Annotated in this window: 18 protein-coding genes; 8 read left to right on the plus strand and 10 right to left on the minus strand. The window is 61.2% G+C overall.

Annotation, left to right across the window (positions count from 1 at the left end):
* Nucleotides 1-72 precede the first annotated feature (72 nt).
* Together FFM81_RS19740 and FFM81_RS19745 are read left to right on the plus strand one after the other, a co-directional pair.
* A complete protein-coding gene (locus FFM81_RS19740; protein WP_138385377.1) occupies nucleotides 73-1,020 on the plus strand; it encodes an aldo/keto reductase in 948 nt (315 codons plus the stop codon).
* Nucleotides 1,021-1,031: 11 nt separating this feature from the next.
* Complete coding sequence (locus FFM81_RS19745) at nucleotides 1,032-1,475, plus strand: GNAT family N-acetyltransferase (RefSeq protein ID WP_003570980.1); 444 nt, start codon at nucleotides 1,032-1,034, stop codon at nucleotides 1,473-1,475.
* On the opposite strand, the gene FFM81_RS19750 is transcribed toward FFM81_RS19745, so the two are convergent.
* Nucleotides 1,465-2,082 carry a hypothetical protein gene (locus FFM81_RS19750; protein WP_003570982.1) on the minus strand — a complete coding sequence of 206 codons (618 nt, stop codon included), beginning with the start codon at nucleotides 2,080-2,082 and terminating at the stop codon, nucleotides 1,465-1,467. The two genes, FFM81_RS19745 and FFM81_RS19750, sit on opposite strands and share 11 nt — an antisense overlap.
* Before the next feature lie 147 nt (nucleotides 2,083-2,229).
* Here FFM81_RS19750 and FFM81_RS19755 point away from each other — a divergent pair, with 147 nt between their 5' ends.
* Complete coding sequence (locus FFM81_RS19755; protein WP_003570984.1) at nucleotides 2,230-2,727, plus strand: YciE/YciF ferroxidase family protein; 498 nt, start codon at nucleotides 2,230-2,232, stop codon at nucleotides 2,725-2,727.
* A gap of 48 nt (nucleotides 2,728-2,775) precedes the next feature.
* Here FFM81_RS19755 and FFM81_RS19760 read toward each other — a convergent pair whose 3' ends face one another.
* Nucleotides 2,776-3,663 carry a LysR family transcriptional regulator gene (locus tag FFM81_RS19760; protein WP_003570986.1) on the minus strand — a complete coding sequence of 296 codons (888 nt, stop codon included), beginning with the start codon at nucleotides 3,661-3,663 and terminating at the stop codon, nucleotides 2,776-2,778.
* 148 nt (nucleotides 3,664-3,811) lie between these two features.
* On the opposite strand from FFM81_RS19760, the gene FFM81_RS19765 reads away from it, so the two are divergent.
* Nucleotides 3,812-4,807, plus strand: coding sequence for an aldo/keto reductase (locus FFM81_RS19765; protein WP_003570987.1), 996 nt, complete (start codon nucleotides 3,812-3,814; stop codon nucleotides 4,805-4,807).
* A 107-nt stretch (nucleotides 4,808-4,914) separates the two neighbouring features.
* Nucleotides 4,915-5,274: a nuclear transport factor 2 family protein gene (locus FFM81_RS19770; protein ID WP_003570990.1), complete on the plus strand. Its 360-nt coding sequence runs from the start codon at nucleotides 4,915-4,917 to the stop codon at nucleotides 5,272-5,274.
* A gap of 54 nt (nucleotides 5,275-5,328) precedes the next feature.
* Here the strand turns inward: FFM81_RS19770 and pheT are convergent, their stop codons facing one another.
* The 5 genes from pheT to infC form a co-directional block, all read right to left on the minus strand.
* Nucleotides 5,329-7,752 carry a phenylalanine--tRNA ligase subunit beta gene (pheT, locus tag FFM81_RS19775; protein WP_003570992.1) on the minus strand — a complete coding sequence of 808 codons (2,424 nt, stop codon included), beginning with the start codon at nucleotides 7,750-7,752 and terminating at the stop codon, nucleotides 5,329-5,331.
* Nucleotides 7,753-7,768: 16 nt separating this feature from the next.
* Complete coding sequence (gene pheS, locus FFM81_RS19780) at nucleotides 7,769-8,851, minus strand: phenylalanine--tRNA ligase subunit alpha (protein WP_003570993.1); 1,083 nt, start codon at nucleotides 8,849-8,851, stop codon at nucleotides 7,769-7,771.
* Nucleotides 8,852-8,995: 144 nt separating this feature from the next.
* Nucleotides 8,996-9,400 (minus strand): 50S ribosomal protein L20, encoded by a 405-nt coding sequence (gene rplT / locus FFM81_RS19785; protein WP_003570995.1) that lies wholly within the window; start codon nucleotides 9,398-9,400, stop codon nucleotides 8,996-8,998.
* 38 nt (nucleotides 9,401-9,438) lie between these two features.
* Nucleotides 9,439-9,642: a 50S ribosomal protein L35 gene (gene rpmI / locus FFM81_RS19790; protein ID WP_003570998.1), complete on the minus strand. Its 204-nt coding sequence runs from the start codon at nucleotides 9,640-9,642 to the stop codon at nucleotides 9,439-9,441.
* Nucleotides 9,643-9,966: 324 nt separating this feature from the next.
* A complete protein-coding gene (gene infC, locus FFM81_RS19795) occupies nucleotides 9,967-10,503 on the minus strand; it encodes a translation initiation factor IF-3 (RefSeq protein WP_012559640.1) in 537 nt (178 codons plus the stop codon).
* A gap of 178 nt (nucleotides 10,504-10,681) precedes the next feature.
* Between infC and FFM81_RS19800 the strand changes: the two genes are divergently transcribed.
* Complete coding sequence (locus FFM81_RS19800; RefSeq protein WP_003571001.1) at nucleotides 10,682-11,506, plus strand: alpha/beta hydrolase; 825 nt, start codon at nucleotides 10,682-10,684, stop codon at nucleotides 11,504-11,506.
* 107 nt (nucleotides 11,507-11,613) lie between these two features.
* Here FFM81_RS19800 and FFM81_RS32790 read toward each other — a convergent pair whose 3' ends face one another.
* Nucleotides 11,614-11,760 (minus strand): hypothetical protein, encoded by a 147-nt coding sequence (locus FFM81_RS32790; protein ID WP_244597479.1) that lies wholly within the window; start codon nucleotides 11,758-11,760, stop codon nucleotides 11,614-11,616.
* On the opposite strand from FFM81_RS32790, the gene FFM81_RS19805 reads away from it, so the two are divergent.
* Nucleotides 11,690-12,259, plus strand: a complete 570-nt coding sequence (locus FFM81_RS19805; RefSeq protein ID WP_244597478.1) for a transglutaminase-like cysteine peptidase — start codon at nucleotides 11,690-11,692, stop codon at nucleotides 12,257-12,259. The two genes, FFM81_RS32790 and FFM81_RS19805, sit on opposite strands and share 71 nt — an antisense overlap.
* 234 nt (nucleotides 12,260-12,493) lie before the next feature.
* On the opposite strand, the gene mbfA is transcribed toward FFM81_RS19805, so the two are convergent.
* A complete protein-coding gene (gene mbfA / locus FFM81_RS19810; protein ID WP_003571005.1) occupies nucleotides 12,494-13,477 on the minus strand; it encodes an iron exporter MbfA in 984 nt (327 codons plus the stop codon).
* Between the two features lie 171 nt (nucleotides 13,478-13,648).
* Here mbfA and FFM81_RS19815 point away from each other — a divergent pair, with 171 nt between their 5' ends.
* Nucleotides 13,649-14,116 carry a group III truncated hemoglobin gene (locus tag FFM81_RS19815; protein ID WP_003571007.1) on the plus strand — a complete coding sequence of 156 codons (468 nt, stop codon included), beginning with the start codon at nucleotides 13,649-13,651 and terminating at the stop codon, nucleotides 14,114-14,116.
* Between the two features lie 3 nt (nucleotides 14,117-14,119).
* Here FFM81_RS19815 and FFM81_RS19820 read toward each other — a convergent pair whose 3' ends face one another.
* A complete protein-coding gene (locus FFM81_RS19820) occupies nucleotides 14,120-15,013 on the minus strand; it encodes an EamA family transporter (RefSeq protein ID WP_003571009.1) in 894 nt (297 codons plus the stop codon).
* Nucleotides 15,014-15,071 lie beyond the last annotated feature (58 nt).

Below are 15,071 nucleotides of genomic sequence, written 5' to 3' on the forward strand. Positions count from 1 at the left end.
GCGCTAGGTTAGTTCAGGCGGCGTTCTGCCCTAACTGCGATTTCAAACATTTCAGTCATTTTGGAGAGCGTCATGGAAATGCGCCGGCTTGGAAAAACAGGTCTTTCAGTCGCGCCGATCGTCATCGGCGGCAATGTCTTCGGCTGGACGGCCGACGAGAAAACATCCTTCGCCATTCTCGATGCCTTCTTCGATGCCGGCCTGAATACGATCGATACGGCAGATGTCTATTCGGCCTGGGTTCCCGGCAATAAGGGCGGCGATTCCGAGGAGATCATCGGGCGCTGGCTGAAGCAGCGCAAAGTTTCCCGCGATAGAGCCGTCATCGTCACCAAGGTCGGTTCGGACATGGGACAAGGGAAGACGCTCAAGGAGAGCTATATCCTGAAGGCGGTCGAGGATTCACTCAGCCGGCTGCAAACTGATTATATCGATCTCTATCTCTCGCACTGGCCGGATGCCGATACGCCGCACGAGGAAACGCTCAGCGCCTTCGCCAAGCTGAAACAGCAGGGCAAGATCCGCGCCATCGGCTGCTCGAACTACGATGCGACGCTGCTGCAGGCCTCGTTCGACGCGGCCGAAAAGGCCGGCCTGCCGCGTTACGACGTGGTTCAGCCGGAGTATAATCTCTATGAGCGCGCAAGCTTCGAGTGGCAGCTTGCCGATCTCTGCGTCGGCCAAGATATCGGCGTCATCACCTATTTCAGTCTCGCCGCCGGTTTCCTCACCGGAAAATACCGCAGCAAGGCCGATACGCAAGGCCGCGCCCGCGAGGGTCGCGTCTCGCAATATCTCGATGACAAGGGTCTGCGCATCCTGGCGGCACTCGACACGGTTTCGGCCGAGACCGGCGCCAAGCCCGCGGAAATTTCGCTCGCCTGGCTGTTGCGCAAGAAGGGCGTGACGGCGCCGATTGCCAGCGCCACCAGCCTTTCGCAGCTTGAAAGCCTGGTGAAATCGGCGACACTCCAGCTTTCCCAAGAGGCGATGTCGCTGCTCGACGAAGCCGGCGCCTGAAAGGAACTCCCATGACCGTGACAATCCGCGATGCCCGGCCGGAAGACGAAGCACGCTGGCGCGAACTTTGGGCTGACTATCTCGCCTTTTACGAGGTCACGGTCGATGCCGATATCAGCGATCTGACATGGCGCCGGATCTTCGATCCGGCGTCGGCGATTGCCATGCGTGTCGCCGTCGTCGATGGCAGACCGATGGGCTTTGCGCTTTATCTCACCCATGAGGGCACGTGGATCCGCGGCAGGGACTGCTATCTCGAAGACCTGTTCGTCGATCGAGAGGCACGCGGCCAGGGTGTCGGGCGGGCGCTGATGGATGATCTCGTCGCCCTCGGCAAGGCAAATGGATGGTCGCGGCTCTATTGGCATACGAGTGAGCAGAACAAGACGGCGCGGGCGCTCTACGACAGCTATGTCGAAAGCGACGGGCACATCCGCTACCGCATCAGCTTTTGAACGCGGGAAAACCCTCGTACCACTCGGAATGCTGCCCCTCCCAATTCGCCATGCCCGGTTTGGTGAGGATGCCGCGTGGGCTGATATAACTCTGGATCACCCGCTTCGGCCGTTCGTGCCACTGGATATTGAAGGCCCAGAGCTTGGGGAAGAAGCAGAGCGAAGCATAGGGCAGGTGGTCGTGGATCCACCAGGCAAGCCGCTGCCAGTCGCTTTCCTCGCGGAAATGGTCGAGCATCCACGGCACGGCGACGCAGACTGCCGCGCCCATGCAGCCGTCGAAGTCCCGCATGTCCCAGATGTGATGGGCTGATGTGGCGGCGTTGGTCGAACAGTTGAGATTGTTCTCGTTGCCGAACCTGTTGACGGCGGGTGAGCGATAGCCGGAGCGGATATGCAGGCGGCCGAAGGTCGCCTCCAGCGGCTCCAGCAATTCCTGGCAAAGCCTCCTGCCCGCCTCGATCGCCAGATCGGGGTCCTCGGGGATATTGGGGATGCGGTAGAAATCGGCGATTTCGGAATGCAGGAAGTCGCGCAAGAAGAAGTTTTGCGATAGCCGCACCCGGCCAAGTTCTTCCAGCCCCTTCATCGAACCCGGCTTTCGCATGCCTCTCCTCCTTCGCATCGACGGCAGGAATCATCGCCCGCCGCAGATTTCCAGTCCACCCGAAATCGATCGGGAACAATTTGCGCAATCCTCGCTTCTTAATGTGTCGCCGCATTCGCGGCCTTCCCCGGAACAAGGATCGAGAACATGGCCAAGGAAAAGACGTTGGAAGATCTCTTCTACGATACGCTGAAGGACATCTATTTTGCCGAACGGCAGATCTTGCGCGCCCTACCGAAGATGGCGCGCGCCGCCCAATCTCCCGAACTGAAGGCAGGTTTTGAAAAGCACCGCGAGGAAACCGAAGGCCAGGTTGAGCGCCTGCAGCAGGTTTTCGAACTGATGGGCAAACGCGCCCAGGGAAAGACCTGCGAGGCGATCCAGGGCATTATCGCCGAGGGCGAGGAAATCATGGAGGAGTTCAAGGGCACGGCGGCGCTCGATGCCGGCCTGATTTCGGCAGCCCAAGCCGTCGAGCATTATGAAATCGCCCGCTATGGCACGCTGAAGACCTGGGCCGCGACGCTCGGCCTCAAGGATGCCGTTCGCCTGCTCGACCAGACGCTGCAGGAAGAAACGGCGACCGACAAGACGCTTTCCCAGCTTGCCACCACAGCGGCAAACCAGAAGGCCAAAGCTGCCTGACGGAATGAAGAAAACGGGCGGCAGGCCTGACCAGCCGCCCGCATTTTTCTAAACATATTTGAAGAAATCGATGAAGGCGCGCAGCGCCGGCCGCATCTGCCGCCGGGTGGGATAATAGAGAAACGGCCCGGGATAGGGTGCGCACCAATCTTCCAGCACCCGCACGAGCCTGCTTGCCGCCAGTTCCGCATGCACCCGCATATCAAAGAGATAGGCAAGGCCGGCGCCGTTCAGCGCCGCCAGCAAGGCCAGCCGGTCTTCGCTGACAACGAGCGGCCCGTCGACCGCAACGACCAATTCCTGCCCCTCCTTTTCGAATTCCCAGCGATAGATCGAGCCGTTGGTGAAGCGCCGTTTGATGCAACGGTGATGGACGAGATCGCGGGGGTGCTGCGGTTTCGGATAGCGCTCGAAATATGCAGGCGAGGCAGCGATCACCGTCGTCAGACTGGGTGAGAACCTCACCGCGATCATATCGGCTTCCAGACTCTCTTCCAGTCTTAGGCCGGCGTCGAAACCTTCCTTGACGATATCGGTGAAACCGTCCTCATTGGCGATCTCAAGGGTGATATCGGGATAGAGATTGAGAAAGTCGCCGAGGCGTGGGGCAAGCAGCAGATCGGAGGCAAAGCGCGGCGCCGTGATGCGCAGGTTTCCGGCCGGTTTGCTGCGGGTATCGCGGACGGCCTCAAGGGCAATATCGATCTCCTCCAGCGCCGGACGCAGCCGTTCGAGAAGCAGGCGGCCCTCTTCCGTCGGCGCGACACTGCGGGTGGTGCGCGCCAGAAGCCTGACACCCAGGCTTTCCTCCAGATTGGCGATCGCATGGCTGATGGCCGAAGGTGCGACGAGCAGTTCCTTGGCCGCGGCGCGGAAGCTGCGATGCTCCGAGACCGCGGCGAGCACGGCAAGTTGTGAGAGCTGTGTTCTGTTCATTGATCTAAAATATAGAACAGCCCGTTAAATACTGCACGTATTTTCTGATCGATGCGACAGCGATATGGTTTGTCCGTACCGCAACGACCTCTCTGAGAGCATGACCATGCTCAAGCGGTTCAAAATCAGCTCAGAAAAGGAGCACATGATGAAAACCCGGAAACTCGGAACCGATCTCACCGTCTCTGCCGTCGGCCTCGGCTGCATGGGCATGAGCTTTGCCTATGGCGCCAGCGATGAGGCGGAATCGGTGAGGACGCTTCATCGCGCCATCGACCTCGGCGTCACCTTCTTCGACACCGCCGAAGTCTATGGCCCCTTTACCAACGAGGCCCTTATCGGAAAGGTGCTGAAGCCATTCCGCGACCGCGTGGTGATCGCCACCAAATTCGGATTCAAGATCGATACCAGCCAGGCGGGTGCTGCCGCCATCGCTGGCGTCGACAGCCGCCCCGAGCACGTGCGGGAGGTCGCCGAGGCCTCGCTGAAACGGCTCGGCATCGAGACCATCGACCTCTTCTACCAGCACCGCGTCGATCCCAACGTGCCGATCGAAGAAACGGTCGGCGTCATGGCCGAGTTGGTCAGGGAAGGCAAGGTCCGCACCCTCGGCCTCTCGGAAGCGGGCAGCGCCACCATCCGCCGCGCCCATGCGGTCCACCCGATCACAGCGCTGCAGAGCGAATATTCGCTCTGGACGCGCGATCCCGAAGAGGATGTGCTTGCGACCTGCCGCGAACTCGGCATTGGCTTCGTGCCCTACAGCCCGCTCGGCCGCGGTTTCCTCACCGGAACGATCCGCAAGCCGGAGGATCTTGCCGCCGACGATTTCCGCCGGCAGGTGCCGCGTTTCCAAGCGGAAAATATTGACGCCAACGCCGCTCTCGTCGCCACGCTCGGAGAGCTTGCCGCCGAAAAAGGCGTGACGGCAGCGCAGCTGGCGCTAGCCTGGGTGCTGGGCCAGGGCGACGACATCGTGCCCATCCCCGGGGCGCGCAAGCGTCACCATCTCGAACAGAACGCCGCTGCGGCCAATATCACCCTTAGCGCGGCGGAGCTCGAACAGCTCGGCCGGATAATCCCCCTCGGCGAGGTGGCCGGCAAGCGCTATTCCGACTCCTTGCTTTCCATGACCAACCTCTGAACTCCGACCGAAACAAAGAGCGAAAGCCCGGCCTGATGCTGTCGGCCGGGCTTGCCTTCGCGCCAGGCGAAACTATCTAACGCCATCTCGGAAAACGGGATAAAAACATGTCGGACAGGCAGGCAGTCGAACAGACGGTTCACCTCTATGTCGAAGGCATGGCCTTCGCCAATGAAGCAGCCTTGAAAAAGGCCTTTCACCCGAAAAGCTCGATCATCGGCCATTACCAGAACGCGGTGGAATGGCTGACACGGGACGAATTCATCGCCGCCATCCTGGCGGAGGAGCCGGCCCCGCCCGGCACGCAACCGTTCATGGATATCCAGAGCGTCGATGTCGAAGGCGATGCGGCCAGCGTCAAAGTCACCGACGATTTCGCGGGAATGCGCTTTACCGATTATCTCTCATTGCTGAAGATCGAAGGCCGATGGACGATCGTCAGCAAACTCTATCATCTCCACACATAAGAAGACCGGCCGCTTTCGGCGACCGGTCCATTGTTTTGTGGGACGACGGCAGGATCAGCTTCTGAGAACGCCGCCGGTGAATTTCGTGACGCTGGCGACGATCTTCTGCGTCAGCGCCTCGAAATCCTCATCCGTCAGCGTGCGCTCGACCGGCTGGATCTGAACCTCGATCGCCACCGACTTCTTGCCCTCGCCAACCGATGCGCCCTCGAAAATGTCGAAGACATTGACGCCGGTCACCAGCTTGCGGTCGGCGCCGGTGGCAGCCTTGACGATAGCGCCGGCTTCGACCGTTTTGTCGACGACGAAGGCGAAGTCGCGCTTGACCATCTGGAAGGGCGACAGTTCGAGCGCCGGCTTGGTGCGCGTCGCCTTGCGCTTGGCTTCCGGCATGGCGTCGACATAGACCTCGAAGCCGCAAAGCGCGCCAGAGACATCGAGCGCTTCGAGCGTCAGCGGATGGAATTCGCCGAAATAGCCGAGCACCACCTTCGGACCCATCTTGATCGTGCCGGAGCGGCCGGGATGATACCATTCCGGGCCGCCCTGCTCGATCTGGATATTGCCCATCGGTAGGCCGCAGGCTTCGATGACGGCGAGCGCATCGGCCTTGGCATCGAAGACATCGACCGGCTTGCCGCCGCCCGTTGCGGCGTTCGACCACATGCGGCCGGCGCCTGATAGTGAGGCCGTCCCGCGGCGGATGCCGCCGGCAACGCGGCGCTGACCCTCCGGCCTGTCATTCTCATAGGTGCCGGAGACCTCGAAGATCGCCACGTCGCCATAGCCCTTGTCGGCATTGCGCTGGGCGGCGGTCAGCAGGCCCGGCAGCAGCGAGGGGCGCATATCCGACATTTCGGCGGCGATCGGGTTGGCGAGCTTGAGGGCAGGCGAACCGCCGCCGAAGAGCTTTGCCTGATCCTCCGGAATGAACGACCACGTGACGGCTTCGAGCATGCCGCGCGAAGCCAGCGCCCGCTTGGCGATGCGGGTGCGGATCTGCAGCGTCGTCAGGATCCTGCCGTTGACGGCGGCATGGCTTTCGAGCGGCGCCGGCTTGATATTATCGACGCCGTGGATGCGCATGATCTCCTCGACGAGATCGGCCTTGCCGTCGACATCGGGACGCCAGGAGGGAACGGCGACGGAAACGCGTTCGCCGGAACCGGAGACCTTGAAGCCGAGGCGCGTCAGGATCGTGTCGCTTTCCTCATTCGAAACTTCGAGGCCGGTCAGGCGCTTGACCTCGGAATAGGGGAAATCGACGATCTTCGGTTCGTAACCCTTATAGCCGACGACCTCGGCCTTGGCGGCGGTGCCGCCGCAGAGTTCCAGCACCAGTTCCGTGGTGCGTTCGAGGCCGGGAACCATGTATTCCGGATCGACGCCACGTTCGAAGCGGTAGCGGGCGTCGGTGATGATGCCGAGGCTGCGGCCCGATTTGGCGATGTTCATCGGGTCCCAGAGGGCCGATTCGATCAGCACGTCAACGGTGTTCTCGTCGCAGCCGGAATGTTCGCCGCCCATGATCCCGCCGATCGATTCGATACCGTCTTCATCTGCTATCACGACGCTGTTCGGGCCGAGTTTGTATTCGCGCTGGTCGAGGGCCAGCAAGGTCTCGCCCTCCACGGCGCGGCGGACGGTGAGATTGCCGTTGACTTTGGCGGCGTCGAAGACGTGCATCGGCCGGCCCTGATCGAAGGTCATGTAGTTGGTGATATCAACAAGCGCATTGATCGGGCGCAGGCCGATGGCGGTGAGCCGCTGCTGCATCCAGCGCGGGCTCGGACCATTTTTGACGCCGCGCACCAGACGCAGCGAAAAGCCCGGGCAAAGCCTGGGATCGTCGAGATCGAGCGTCAGCTTCACCGGCGTCTCGCCGTCGACGGCGAAAGACGGCGCCGGCCGGCTCTTCAGGGTGCCAAGGCCGGAAGCGGCGAGATCGCGGGCGATGCCGTGGATCGAGGTGCAGTCCGGCCGGTTGGGCGTCAGATTGATCTCGATGACCGGGTCGTCCAGATGCGCATAGGCGGCATAACTCCTTCCGACCGGCGCGTCCTCGGGCAGGTCGATGATACCGTCGTGACTGTCGGAGATCTGCAACTCCTTCTCGGAGCACATCATGCCGTGGCTTTCGACGCCGCGGATATTGCCGACGGCAAGCGTCACGTCGATACCGGGAACGTAGGTTCCCGGGGCTGCAAAGGCACCGACGAGACCGGCGCGCGCATTCGGGGCACCGCAGACGACCTGGACCGGCGCACCAGCGCCGGTATCGACCATCAGCACCTTGAGGCGGTCGGCCTGCGGGTGTTTTTCAGCCGAGAGAATTTTGGCGATGACGAAAGGCTTGAACGCCGCCTTGTCGTCGACATCCTCGACCTCCAGCCCGATCTGGGTGAGGCGCGTGCAGATTTCATCGAGGCCGGCATCCGTTTCCAGATGTTCCTTCAGCCAGGAGAGCGTGAATTTCATCGTCCCAATTCTCCGTTCAAGCGCTGAGGCCGCCGAACAGCGTCGGCATGTCGAGCGGGCGGAAGCCGTAATGCGTCATCCAGCGGACGTCGGCGTTGAAGAAGTCACGCAGGTCGGGCATGCCGTATTTCAGCATGGCGATGCGATCGAGGCCCATGCCCCAGGCAAAACCCTGATATTCGTCCGGATCGAGCCCGCCATAACGCAGCACGTTCGGATGGACCATGCCGCAGCCGAGGATCTCCATCCAATCGGTGCCTTCGCCGAACTTGACGATCGGGCCGGAGCGATCGCACTGGATATCGACCTCGAAAGAGGGCTCGGTGAAGGGGAAGAAGGACGGACGAAAACGCATCGTCACGCCGTCGACCTCGAAGAAGGTCTTGCAGAACTCCTCGAGCACCCAGCGTAGGTTGGCGACATTAGCCTTCCTGTCGATAACAAGGCCTTCGACTTGATGGAACATCGGAGAATGCGTGGCGTCCGAGTCCTGACGGTAAGTCTTGCCGGGAATGATGATGCGGATCGGCGGCTTCTGCGTTTCCATGGTGCGGATCTGCACCGGTGAGGTATGGGTGCGCAGCACCTTGCGCTCGCCATTCTCATCCGGGTTGAAGAAAAAGGTGTCGTGCATCTCGCGGGCCGGATGGCCTTCGGGGAAATTCAGCGCGGTGAAATTGTAATAATCCGTTTCGACGTCAGGACCTTCGGCGATCGAGAAGCCCATGTCCGCGAAGATCGCGGTGATCTCGTCGACGATCTGGCTGATTGGATGGATGCGGCCGCGCTCGGCGGGCGAGGAGCGCACCGGCAGGCTGACATCGACCGTTTCGGCCTTCAGGCGAGCGTTGACCGCGGCCATTTTCAGCACCGATTTGCGTTCGGCGATCGCGTCCGTCACCTCGTTCTTCAGGGCGTTGATCGCAGCACCCCGGGTCTGGCGTTCCTCCGGCGTCATAGCGCCCAGCGTCTTCAGGAGTTCGGAGACCGAGCCCTTCTTGCCGAGCGCGGACACGCGCACAGCTTCGAGCGCGGGCTCATCGCCAGCGGCGGCAATTTCGGCAAGCAAAGGCGATTTAAGCTGGTCGATATCTGACATTGTCTTCTTTCCGTCCAGATCAGGCGGCGTTCGAAAGGCGGGCTGGAGTGGCCGGCGCAAGGAGTACAGAGAAAGAAAAACCCGCGCTAGCCCAAACCAGCGCGGGTTTCCCAAATCATAAATTCAAAGCTTGGGAAGCGCTGGTTACTTGACCGCGCCTTCAAACTCGTTCGCCGTGCCGGCTTCCTTGAGGTACTCAAGAGCCTTCTTGGCAGCGCTAACCAGCGCGCCGAATGCTTCCGGCTCGTGGATCGCCATATCGGAGAGAACCTTGCGGTCGACTTCGATACCAGCCTTGTTCAGGCCGTCGATGAAGCGGCCGTAGGTCAGGCCGAATTCGCGCACAGCAGCGTTAATGCGCTGGATCCAGAGCGCACGGAAGTTGCGCTTGTTGACCTTGCGGTCGCGGTAGGCGTACTGCTTCGAACGATCGACAGCAGCCTTGGCTGTACGAATGGTGTTCTTACGGCGGCCGTAAAAGCCCTTCGCGGCCTTCAGAACCTTCTTATGCTTGGCATGGGCAGCGACGCCCCTTTTTACACGTGCCATATCATGATCTCCTTAAATCTAGCGTTCGCGGACGAGTCTCAGAGACCGTTCGGCAGGTAATTCTTGATAACCTTGCGGCCATCCGGTTCTGCGAGAACCATGGTGCCACGTGCATCGCGAATGAACTTGTTGGTACGCTTGATCATGCCATGGCGCTTGCCGGCAGCGGCAGCCTTGACCTTGCCGGTTGCGGTGATCTTGAACCGCTTCTTGGCAGAGGACTTCGTCTTCATCTTGGGCATTTTGCTACTCCTTGCTGTCCTCCCTGCGCGCTTTATCAAAAAAGCCCTCTCGCGAAGTCCGGTTCTCCGGCCGTCGCAACAAGGTGCGGGAGCGTTTGTTGTTGATCTGCGGCATCGGCGACGAACCGTTCCGCAAGCATTCGAAACTGCCACGGCATGCCCTGCCGGTCAGTTCGGACGCGCGCTTATAACCGCAGCGTCCTGAAAGTGCAACGGGGGCTGCGGAGGAATCTTCGCCCTCCAGTACTAGGACCGAAAGTACAAGCGCCGAAAGCACAAAAGCCGCCCTTGCGGACGGCCTTGGGGCGAAAAGGTGCCTGGCGCTTACTTCGGCGCCAGTACCATCATCATCTGGCGGCCTTCGAGCTTGGGCTCGGCTTCGACCTTGGCGAACTCGGTCGTATCAGCCTTGACCTGCTGCAGAAGCTTCATGCCGAGTTCCTGGTGGGCCATTTCACGGCCACGGAACTTCAGCGTCACCTTGACCTTGTCGCCTTCATCGAAGAAGCGACCCATCGCCTTCATCTTCACCTCATAATCATGGGTGTCGATGTTCGGGCGCATCTTGATTTCTTTGACTTCGACGATCTTCTGCTTCTTGCGCGCCTCGGCAGCCTTCTTCTGGTTGGCATATTTCAGCTTGCCCAGATCGAGGATTTTGCACACAGGCGGTTCGACATTAGGGGAAATTTCGACGAGATCGAGGCCGGCTTCCTCTGCCATTCTCAAGGCCTGGTCGGTAGGCACGACGCCCATATTCTCGCCGTCAGCTCCGATCAGCTGAACTTTGGGAATGCGGATTTCACGGTTCGAGCGCGGTCCGTCCTTCACGGGCGCGTCGGTTTTAAAAGGTCTGCGAATGGTCGTATTCTCCTCGCGTTGTTTTCGGAATGTTGCAGCCTCGCGCTCCCGATCTGGGTGCACAAACGTGTCGCGTCATTGCTGCAACGGAGTCAATATCATCCTTTAGCGGAAAAATCACCCGCTGTCAGCCTGCCAAGAATCTGTTTTATAGGCCAAAACAACAGGAGTTTCGCCGATGTCCGATCAGATGCCGAATGCCCAGCCGCAGTTCCTGACGGTCGGCGAGGGCGAGGCGGCGCGTGATATCGCTATCATCGTCCGTTCGGCCCAAGCCGGTGGCGACGCACCGGCGCTCGTCTGGTTATCCGGCTATCGCTCCGACATGAGCGGCACCAAGGCAGTCGAACTCGACGGGCTGGCGGCGGAGCTTGGGCTTGCCTGCATCCGCCTCGACTATTCCGGCCACGGGCTTTCCGGCGGCAGCTTCAGCGACGGCACGATCTCGCGCTGGCTGGAGGAGGCGCTGGCCGTCATCCGTCATGTCTCGCCTGAACGGGTGATCCTCGTCGGCTCCTCGATGGGTGGCTGGATCGCGCTCAGGCTGGCGCAGGAACTTGCGCGGCAGGGCGGCCCGAAGCTGGTGGGCATGGTGCTCATCGCGCCGGCGCCGGATTTCACCTCAGAACTGATCGAGCCGAACCTCAAGGCCAAGGAGCGCAAATCGCTTGCCGAGCGCGGCTATTTCGAAGAGCGCTCGCAATATAGCCCGGAGCCGAATATCTATACCAAGGCGCTGATCGAGGACGGCCACGAAAACCGGGTGCTCGACGGCATCATCGAAACGGGCTGCCCGGTGCATATCCTCCAAGGCATGAAAGATGCCGACGTGCCGCATGCGCATGCGATGAAACTGGTCGAACATCTTCCCGCCGACGACGTGGTGCTGACCTTCATCCGCGACGGCGACCACCGCCTTTCCCGCCCCGGCGATATCGCGCTTCTCCTCAGCGCCGTCAAAGGCATCCTCGCTTCATCGGCTGACAGGAAGATGCCCGCCTGAAGAGTAGCGACCCCAAATACGCTCCCGAACTTGTTGCATTTTAACCATATCGGCGAGTCGCAAGGCGCTCCCAAGAAGTAACGATTGACTCTTCTCGGGCCTCTCCATTAACACTTTGTTAATAAATAAGGGGCGATGCGAGAAAGATCGGGCGTGCGGATGAAGGGTATTTTTGTGGCCATGATGGCCATGTTTGCGATGGCGACGGCCGCAATACCGGCCCCCAGCAGAAATGCTTCCATGGTGACGGGCAATGCCACCTCCCAGCCGATCGGACACTATGATTTCTGTCAGATTCACCGCAGTGAGTGCGGTGCAAACCGCAATTCCGGCCCGGTCGAGATGACCTCGGCGAAGTGGTCGCTGGTGCGTTCGGTCAACGCCACCGTCAACCGCACCATCACGCCGATGACCGACAAGGAAATCTACGGCAAGGACGAGGTCTGGGCCTACCCGACCACCGCCGGCGACTGCGAGGATTTCGCGCTGTTGAAGCGCCGCATGCTGATCCAGCGCGGCTTTTCGGCAGCCGACCTGCTGATGACTGTCGTGCGCAAGCCCGACGGCGAAGGTCATGCCGTGCTGACGCTGCGCACCGCCGAGGGCGATTTCGTGCTCGACAACCTCGCCTCCGACGTCAAGCCGTGGTTCGGCACGCCCTATTCGTTCGTCAAGCGCCAGTCGAGCTACAATGCCGGCCGCTGGGTTACGATCGAGAACGGCCGCGACGTTCTGGTCGGCGCGCTGCGGTAGGGATTTCCGGGGGGAATGTGGGGAAAGAAGGCCGGCGAAAGCCGGTCTTCTGCTTTTCGGAGATGCAGATGCGCTCTTTCCAGTCCCGATGAGGGCTGATCGCTATGCCGCACCATCGTATGAGATAAGGTATTGGTTGCCCCACCGTTTCCCGGCCCTTCGCTTTAGGCTCAGGGCGTTCGTTGCTGCAATCGATTCACTGGATCGATTGCTCGGGCTTCGCCCGACCGCAACTCACCCATTCCCAATCAAAATGCCGGCGCCGAGCACCAGGCCGCCGCCGAGCACGACCTGGAAGGCAGCGCGCAGGAAGGGGGTTTCCATGTAGCGGTTCTGGATGAAGGCGATGGCCCAGAGTTCGAAGAAGACGATGATTGCGGCGGTGATCGTTGCGGTCCAGAAGTGCGGGATGAGGTAAGGCAGTGCGTGGCCGAGGCCGCCGAGCGCCGTCATGATGCCGCAGGCAAGGCCGCGCTTGACCGGTGAGCCGCGGCCGGAAATCTTGCCATCGTCATGGGCGGCCTCGGTGAAGCCCATGGAGATACCGGCGCCGACGGAGGCCGAAAGACCGACGAGGAAGGTCTGCCAGGTATCCTGCGTGGCGAAGGCGGCGGCGAAGATCGGCGCCAGTGTCGAGACCGAGCCGTCCATCAGCCCGGCAAGACCCGGCTGCACATAGGTCAGCACGAATTGCCGATGCACCGCCTCGTTCTCGTCGCGCTTGACATCCTCGGGCGTGTGTTTGTCGCCCAGCATGCGGGCGATATCTTCATGCCCCTGTTCGGCAAGCGCGAGATCACCGAGAAGTTCGCGCGTCGAGGCGTCCGAAGTCCGTTTTGCCGCCTCGACATAGAAACGGTAGGCCTGCTCCTCCATGGCTTCGGTCTCCTGCCGCATCGCATCCAGCGACAGGTTTGCCCTGAGCCAATCGGGTTTGCGTTCATAAAAGCCGTGCACATGCTCGCGGCGGATCAGCGGAATGCGCTCGCCGAAGCGCTGACGATGGATCTCGAACAACGACTTGCGATGCGTGTCCTCGACCTCGGCCATATCCTCGAAGACCTTGGCCGAGGCCGGGAATTCGCGGCGCAGCCTGTCGGCATAGGCGAGATAGATGCGGGCATCGTCTTCCTCGGAGGCGATCGCAAGGGCGAGGATTTCCTGTTCGGAGAGCGACTCGAAAGACCGTTTCGAGGATCTGAAAAACCGCGCCAGCATAACTTTCTCCAATGATTTAGAATAATTCTAAATCTAAAGAAGGCGGCGGTGACGGTCAAGGGCATGCCGCAGGCCTGCTGACAGATTGCCGCAAGCGGCACAGGCGACTTTGGCTCGCCGCCACAAACACCTATATGAGGACTGCCGCATCACGCGGCGCCGGGGTTTATGATGGACAATGAGATTCAGGGCCGCCCTGCCCATGTCGCGGCGATCCGCGAAAGGGCGGAGGCCGAAATGCGGGCGATGGGCGTCGATGAGGCCTTCATCGACAGGCTGGTCGAGACTTTCTACGGGCGCGTGCTGGAGCACCCCGATCTCGGGCCGGTGTTCGATGCCAGGCTCTCCGGCCGTTGGCCGGAGCATATGGAGAAGATGAAGAGCTTCTGGTCGGCCGTCGCCTTCCGCAGCGGCGCCTATGGGGGCAAGCCGGTGCAGGCCCACACCGGCGTTTCGAAGCTGACGCCCGATCTCTTTCCGAAATGGCTGGCGCTGTTTACCGCAACGCTCGACGATGTCGCGCCCTCACAGGAGGCCAAGGAATGGTTCATGGCGACGGCGGAACGCATCGCCAAAAGCCTGACGCTCTCGCTGTTTTACAATCCCGCGCTCGACGATCCCGCGAAGAAGACGGGCTGATCTTTATTGCCTGGCAGAAAAGGTCGCGCCGGCGCTTGCGGCGACGACCAGCGCCGTTCCGGCCATCTGCAGAAGCGTCATCGGCTGGGCCAGGATGACGAAGCCCGCCAGCGCGGCAATGGCCGGTTCCAGGCTCATCAGAATGCCGAAGGCGGCCGTCGGCATCCGCCGCAAGGCGATCAGTTCCAGCGTGTAGGGCAGCAGCGGCACCAGAATGGCAAGACCCGCCATTTCAATCAGACCATAGCCATCGAGCGCCGGCACGGCGCCGGCAAAGCCGAAGGGTGTCGCGACCAGTGCGGCAACCATCAGCGACATCGAGAGCCCTTCCAGCCCCTTGAAGCTCGCACCGATCTTTTTCGTCAGGACGATATAGATCGCCCAACCGGTTCCCGCGCCGAGCGCAAAAAGAATACCCTCGAGATTGCCAACCCAGCCGTCGCCGTTATGGGCGAGAGCCAGAACGCCAAGCCCGGCAAGGAGGGGCCAGATCAGACGCCGGCCGAGGCCGTAGCCGATGGTCGCCACGGAAAGCGGCCCGAGAAAATCGATCGCCACGGCAAGACCGAGCGGAATGCGCTCGATCGCCGCAAAGAAGCTCATGGTCATCAGCGCGGTCGTCGTGCCGAGAACCAGAGCGCTCGTCCATTGCGCCCTGGTGTAGCTGACGATGCGCGGCCGCACGAAGACGGCGAGAATGATGGCGGCAAAGGCGAGCCGCAGCCAGCTGGCGCCGGCCGGTCCATAGGTTGTGATGGCCGAGGAGGACAATGCCGCGCCGAACTGGATCGACGACATGGACATGAGGCACATCAGCCCGCCGGCCGCCACGCCGCCGAATGCTGTCGATGCCTCCGCGGTCAGCGTGCCCGCTCCGCCATTTACTTTTTCTTCCATGCTCGCCCCCGATTGTGCGCTCTTCTTTACGAAGACGGCTTGCGAGCGACAAATTCAA

Source organism: Rhizobium hidalgonense (genome assembly GCF_005862185.2).
Taxonomy (GTDB): domain Bacteria; phylum Pseudomonadota; class Alphaproteobacteria; order Rhizobiales; family Rhizobiaceae; genus Rhizobium; species Rhizobium hidalgonense.

Excerpts from the sequence above, each read along its gene's own strand:
- FFM81_RS19760 (WP_003570986.1), bottom strand. The coding sequence starts at position 3,663 with ATGAACAGAACACAGCTCTCACAACTTGCCGTGCTCGCCGCGGTCTCG.
- pheT (WP_003570992.1), bottom strand. The coding sequence starts at position 7,752 with ATGAAATTCACGCTCTCCTGGCTGAAGGAACATCTGGAAACGGATGCC.
- FFM81_RS19755 (WP_003570984.1), top strand. The coding sequence starts at position 2,230 with ATGGCCAAGGAAAAGACGTTGGAAGATCTCTTCTACGATACGCTGAAG.
- FFM81_RS19740 (WP_138385377.1), top strand. The coding sequence starts at position 73 with ATGGAAATGCGCCGGCTTGGAAAAACAGGTCTTTCAGTCGCGCCGATC.
- FFM81_RS19815 (WP_003571007.1), top strand. The coding sequence starts at position 13,649 with ATGGACAATGAGATTCAGGGCCGCCCTGCCCATGTCGCGGCGATCCGC.
- FFM81_RS19820 (WP_003571009.1), bottom strand. The coding sequence starts at position 15,013 with ATGGAAGAAAAAGTAAATGGCGGAGCGGGCACGCTGACCGCGGAGGCA.
- FFM81_RS19765 (WP_003570987.1), top strand. The coding sequence starts at position 3,812 with ATGAAAACCCGGAAACTCGGAACCGATCTCACCGTCTCTGCCGTCGGC.
- FFM81_RS19805 (WP_244597478.1), top strand. The coding sequence starts at position 11,690 with ATGGCCATGTTTGCGATGGCGACGGCCGCAATACCGGCCCCCAGCAGA.
- FFM81_RS19745 (WP_003570980.1), top strand. The coding sequence starts at position 1,032 with ATGACCGTGACAATCCGCGATGCCCGGCCGGAAGACGAAGCACGCTGG.
- FFM81_RS19770 (WP_003570990.1), top strand. The coding sequence starts at position 4,915 with ATGTCGGACAGGCAGGCAGTCGAACAGACGGTTCACCTCTATGTCGAA.
- mbfA (WP_003571005.1), bottom strand. The coding sequence starts at position 13,477 with ATGCTGGCGCGGTTTTTCAGATCCTCGAAACGGTCTTTCGAGTCGCTC.
- pheS (WP_003570993.1), bottom strand. The coding sequence starts at position 8,851 with ATGTCAGATATCGACCAGCTTAAATCGCCTTTGCTTGCCGAAATTGCC.
- FFM81_RS19750 (WP_003570982.1), bottom strand. The coding sequence starts at position 2,082 with ATGCGAAAGCCGGGTTCGATGAAGGGGCTGGAAGAACTTGGCCGGGTG.
- FFM81_RS19800 (WP_003571001.1), top strand. The coding sequence starts at position 10,682 with ATGTCCGATCAGATGCCGAATGCCCAGCCGCAGTTCCTGACGGTCGGC.
- rplT (WP_003570995.1), bottom strand. The coding sequence starts at position 9,400 with ATGGCACGTGTAAAAAGGGGCGTCGCTGCCCATGCCAAGCATAAGAAG.
- rpmI (WP_003570998.1), bottom strand. The coding sequence starts at position 9,642 with ATGCCCAAGATGAAGACGAAGTCCTCTGCCAAGAAGCGGTTCAAGATC.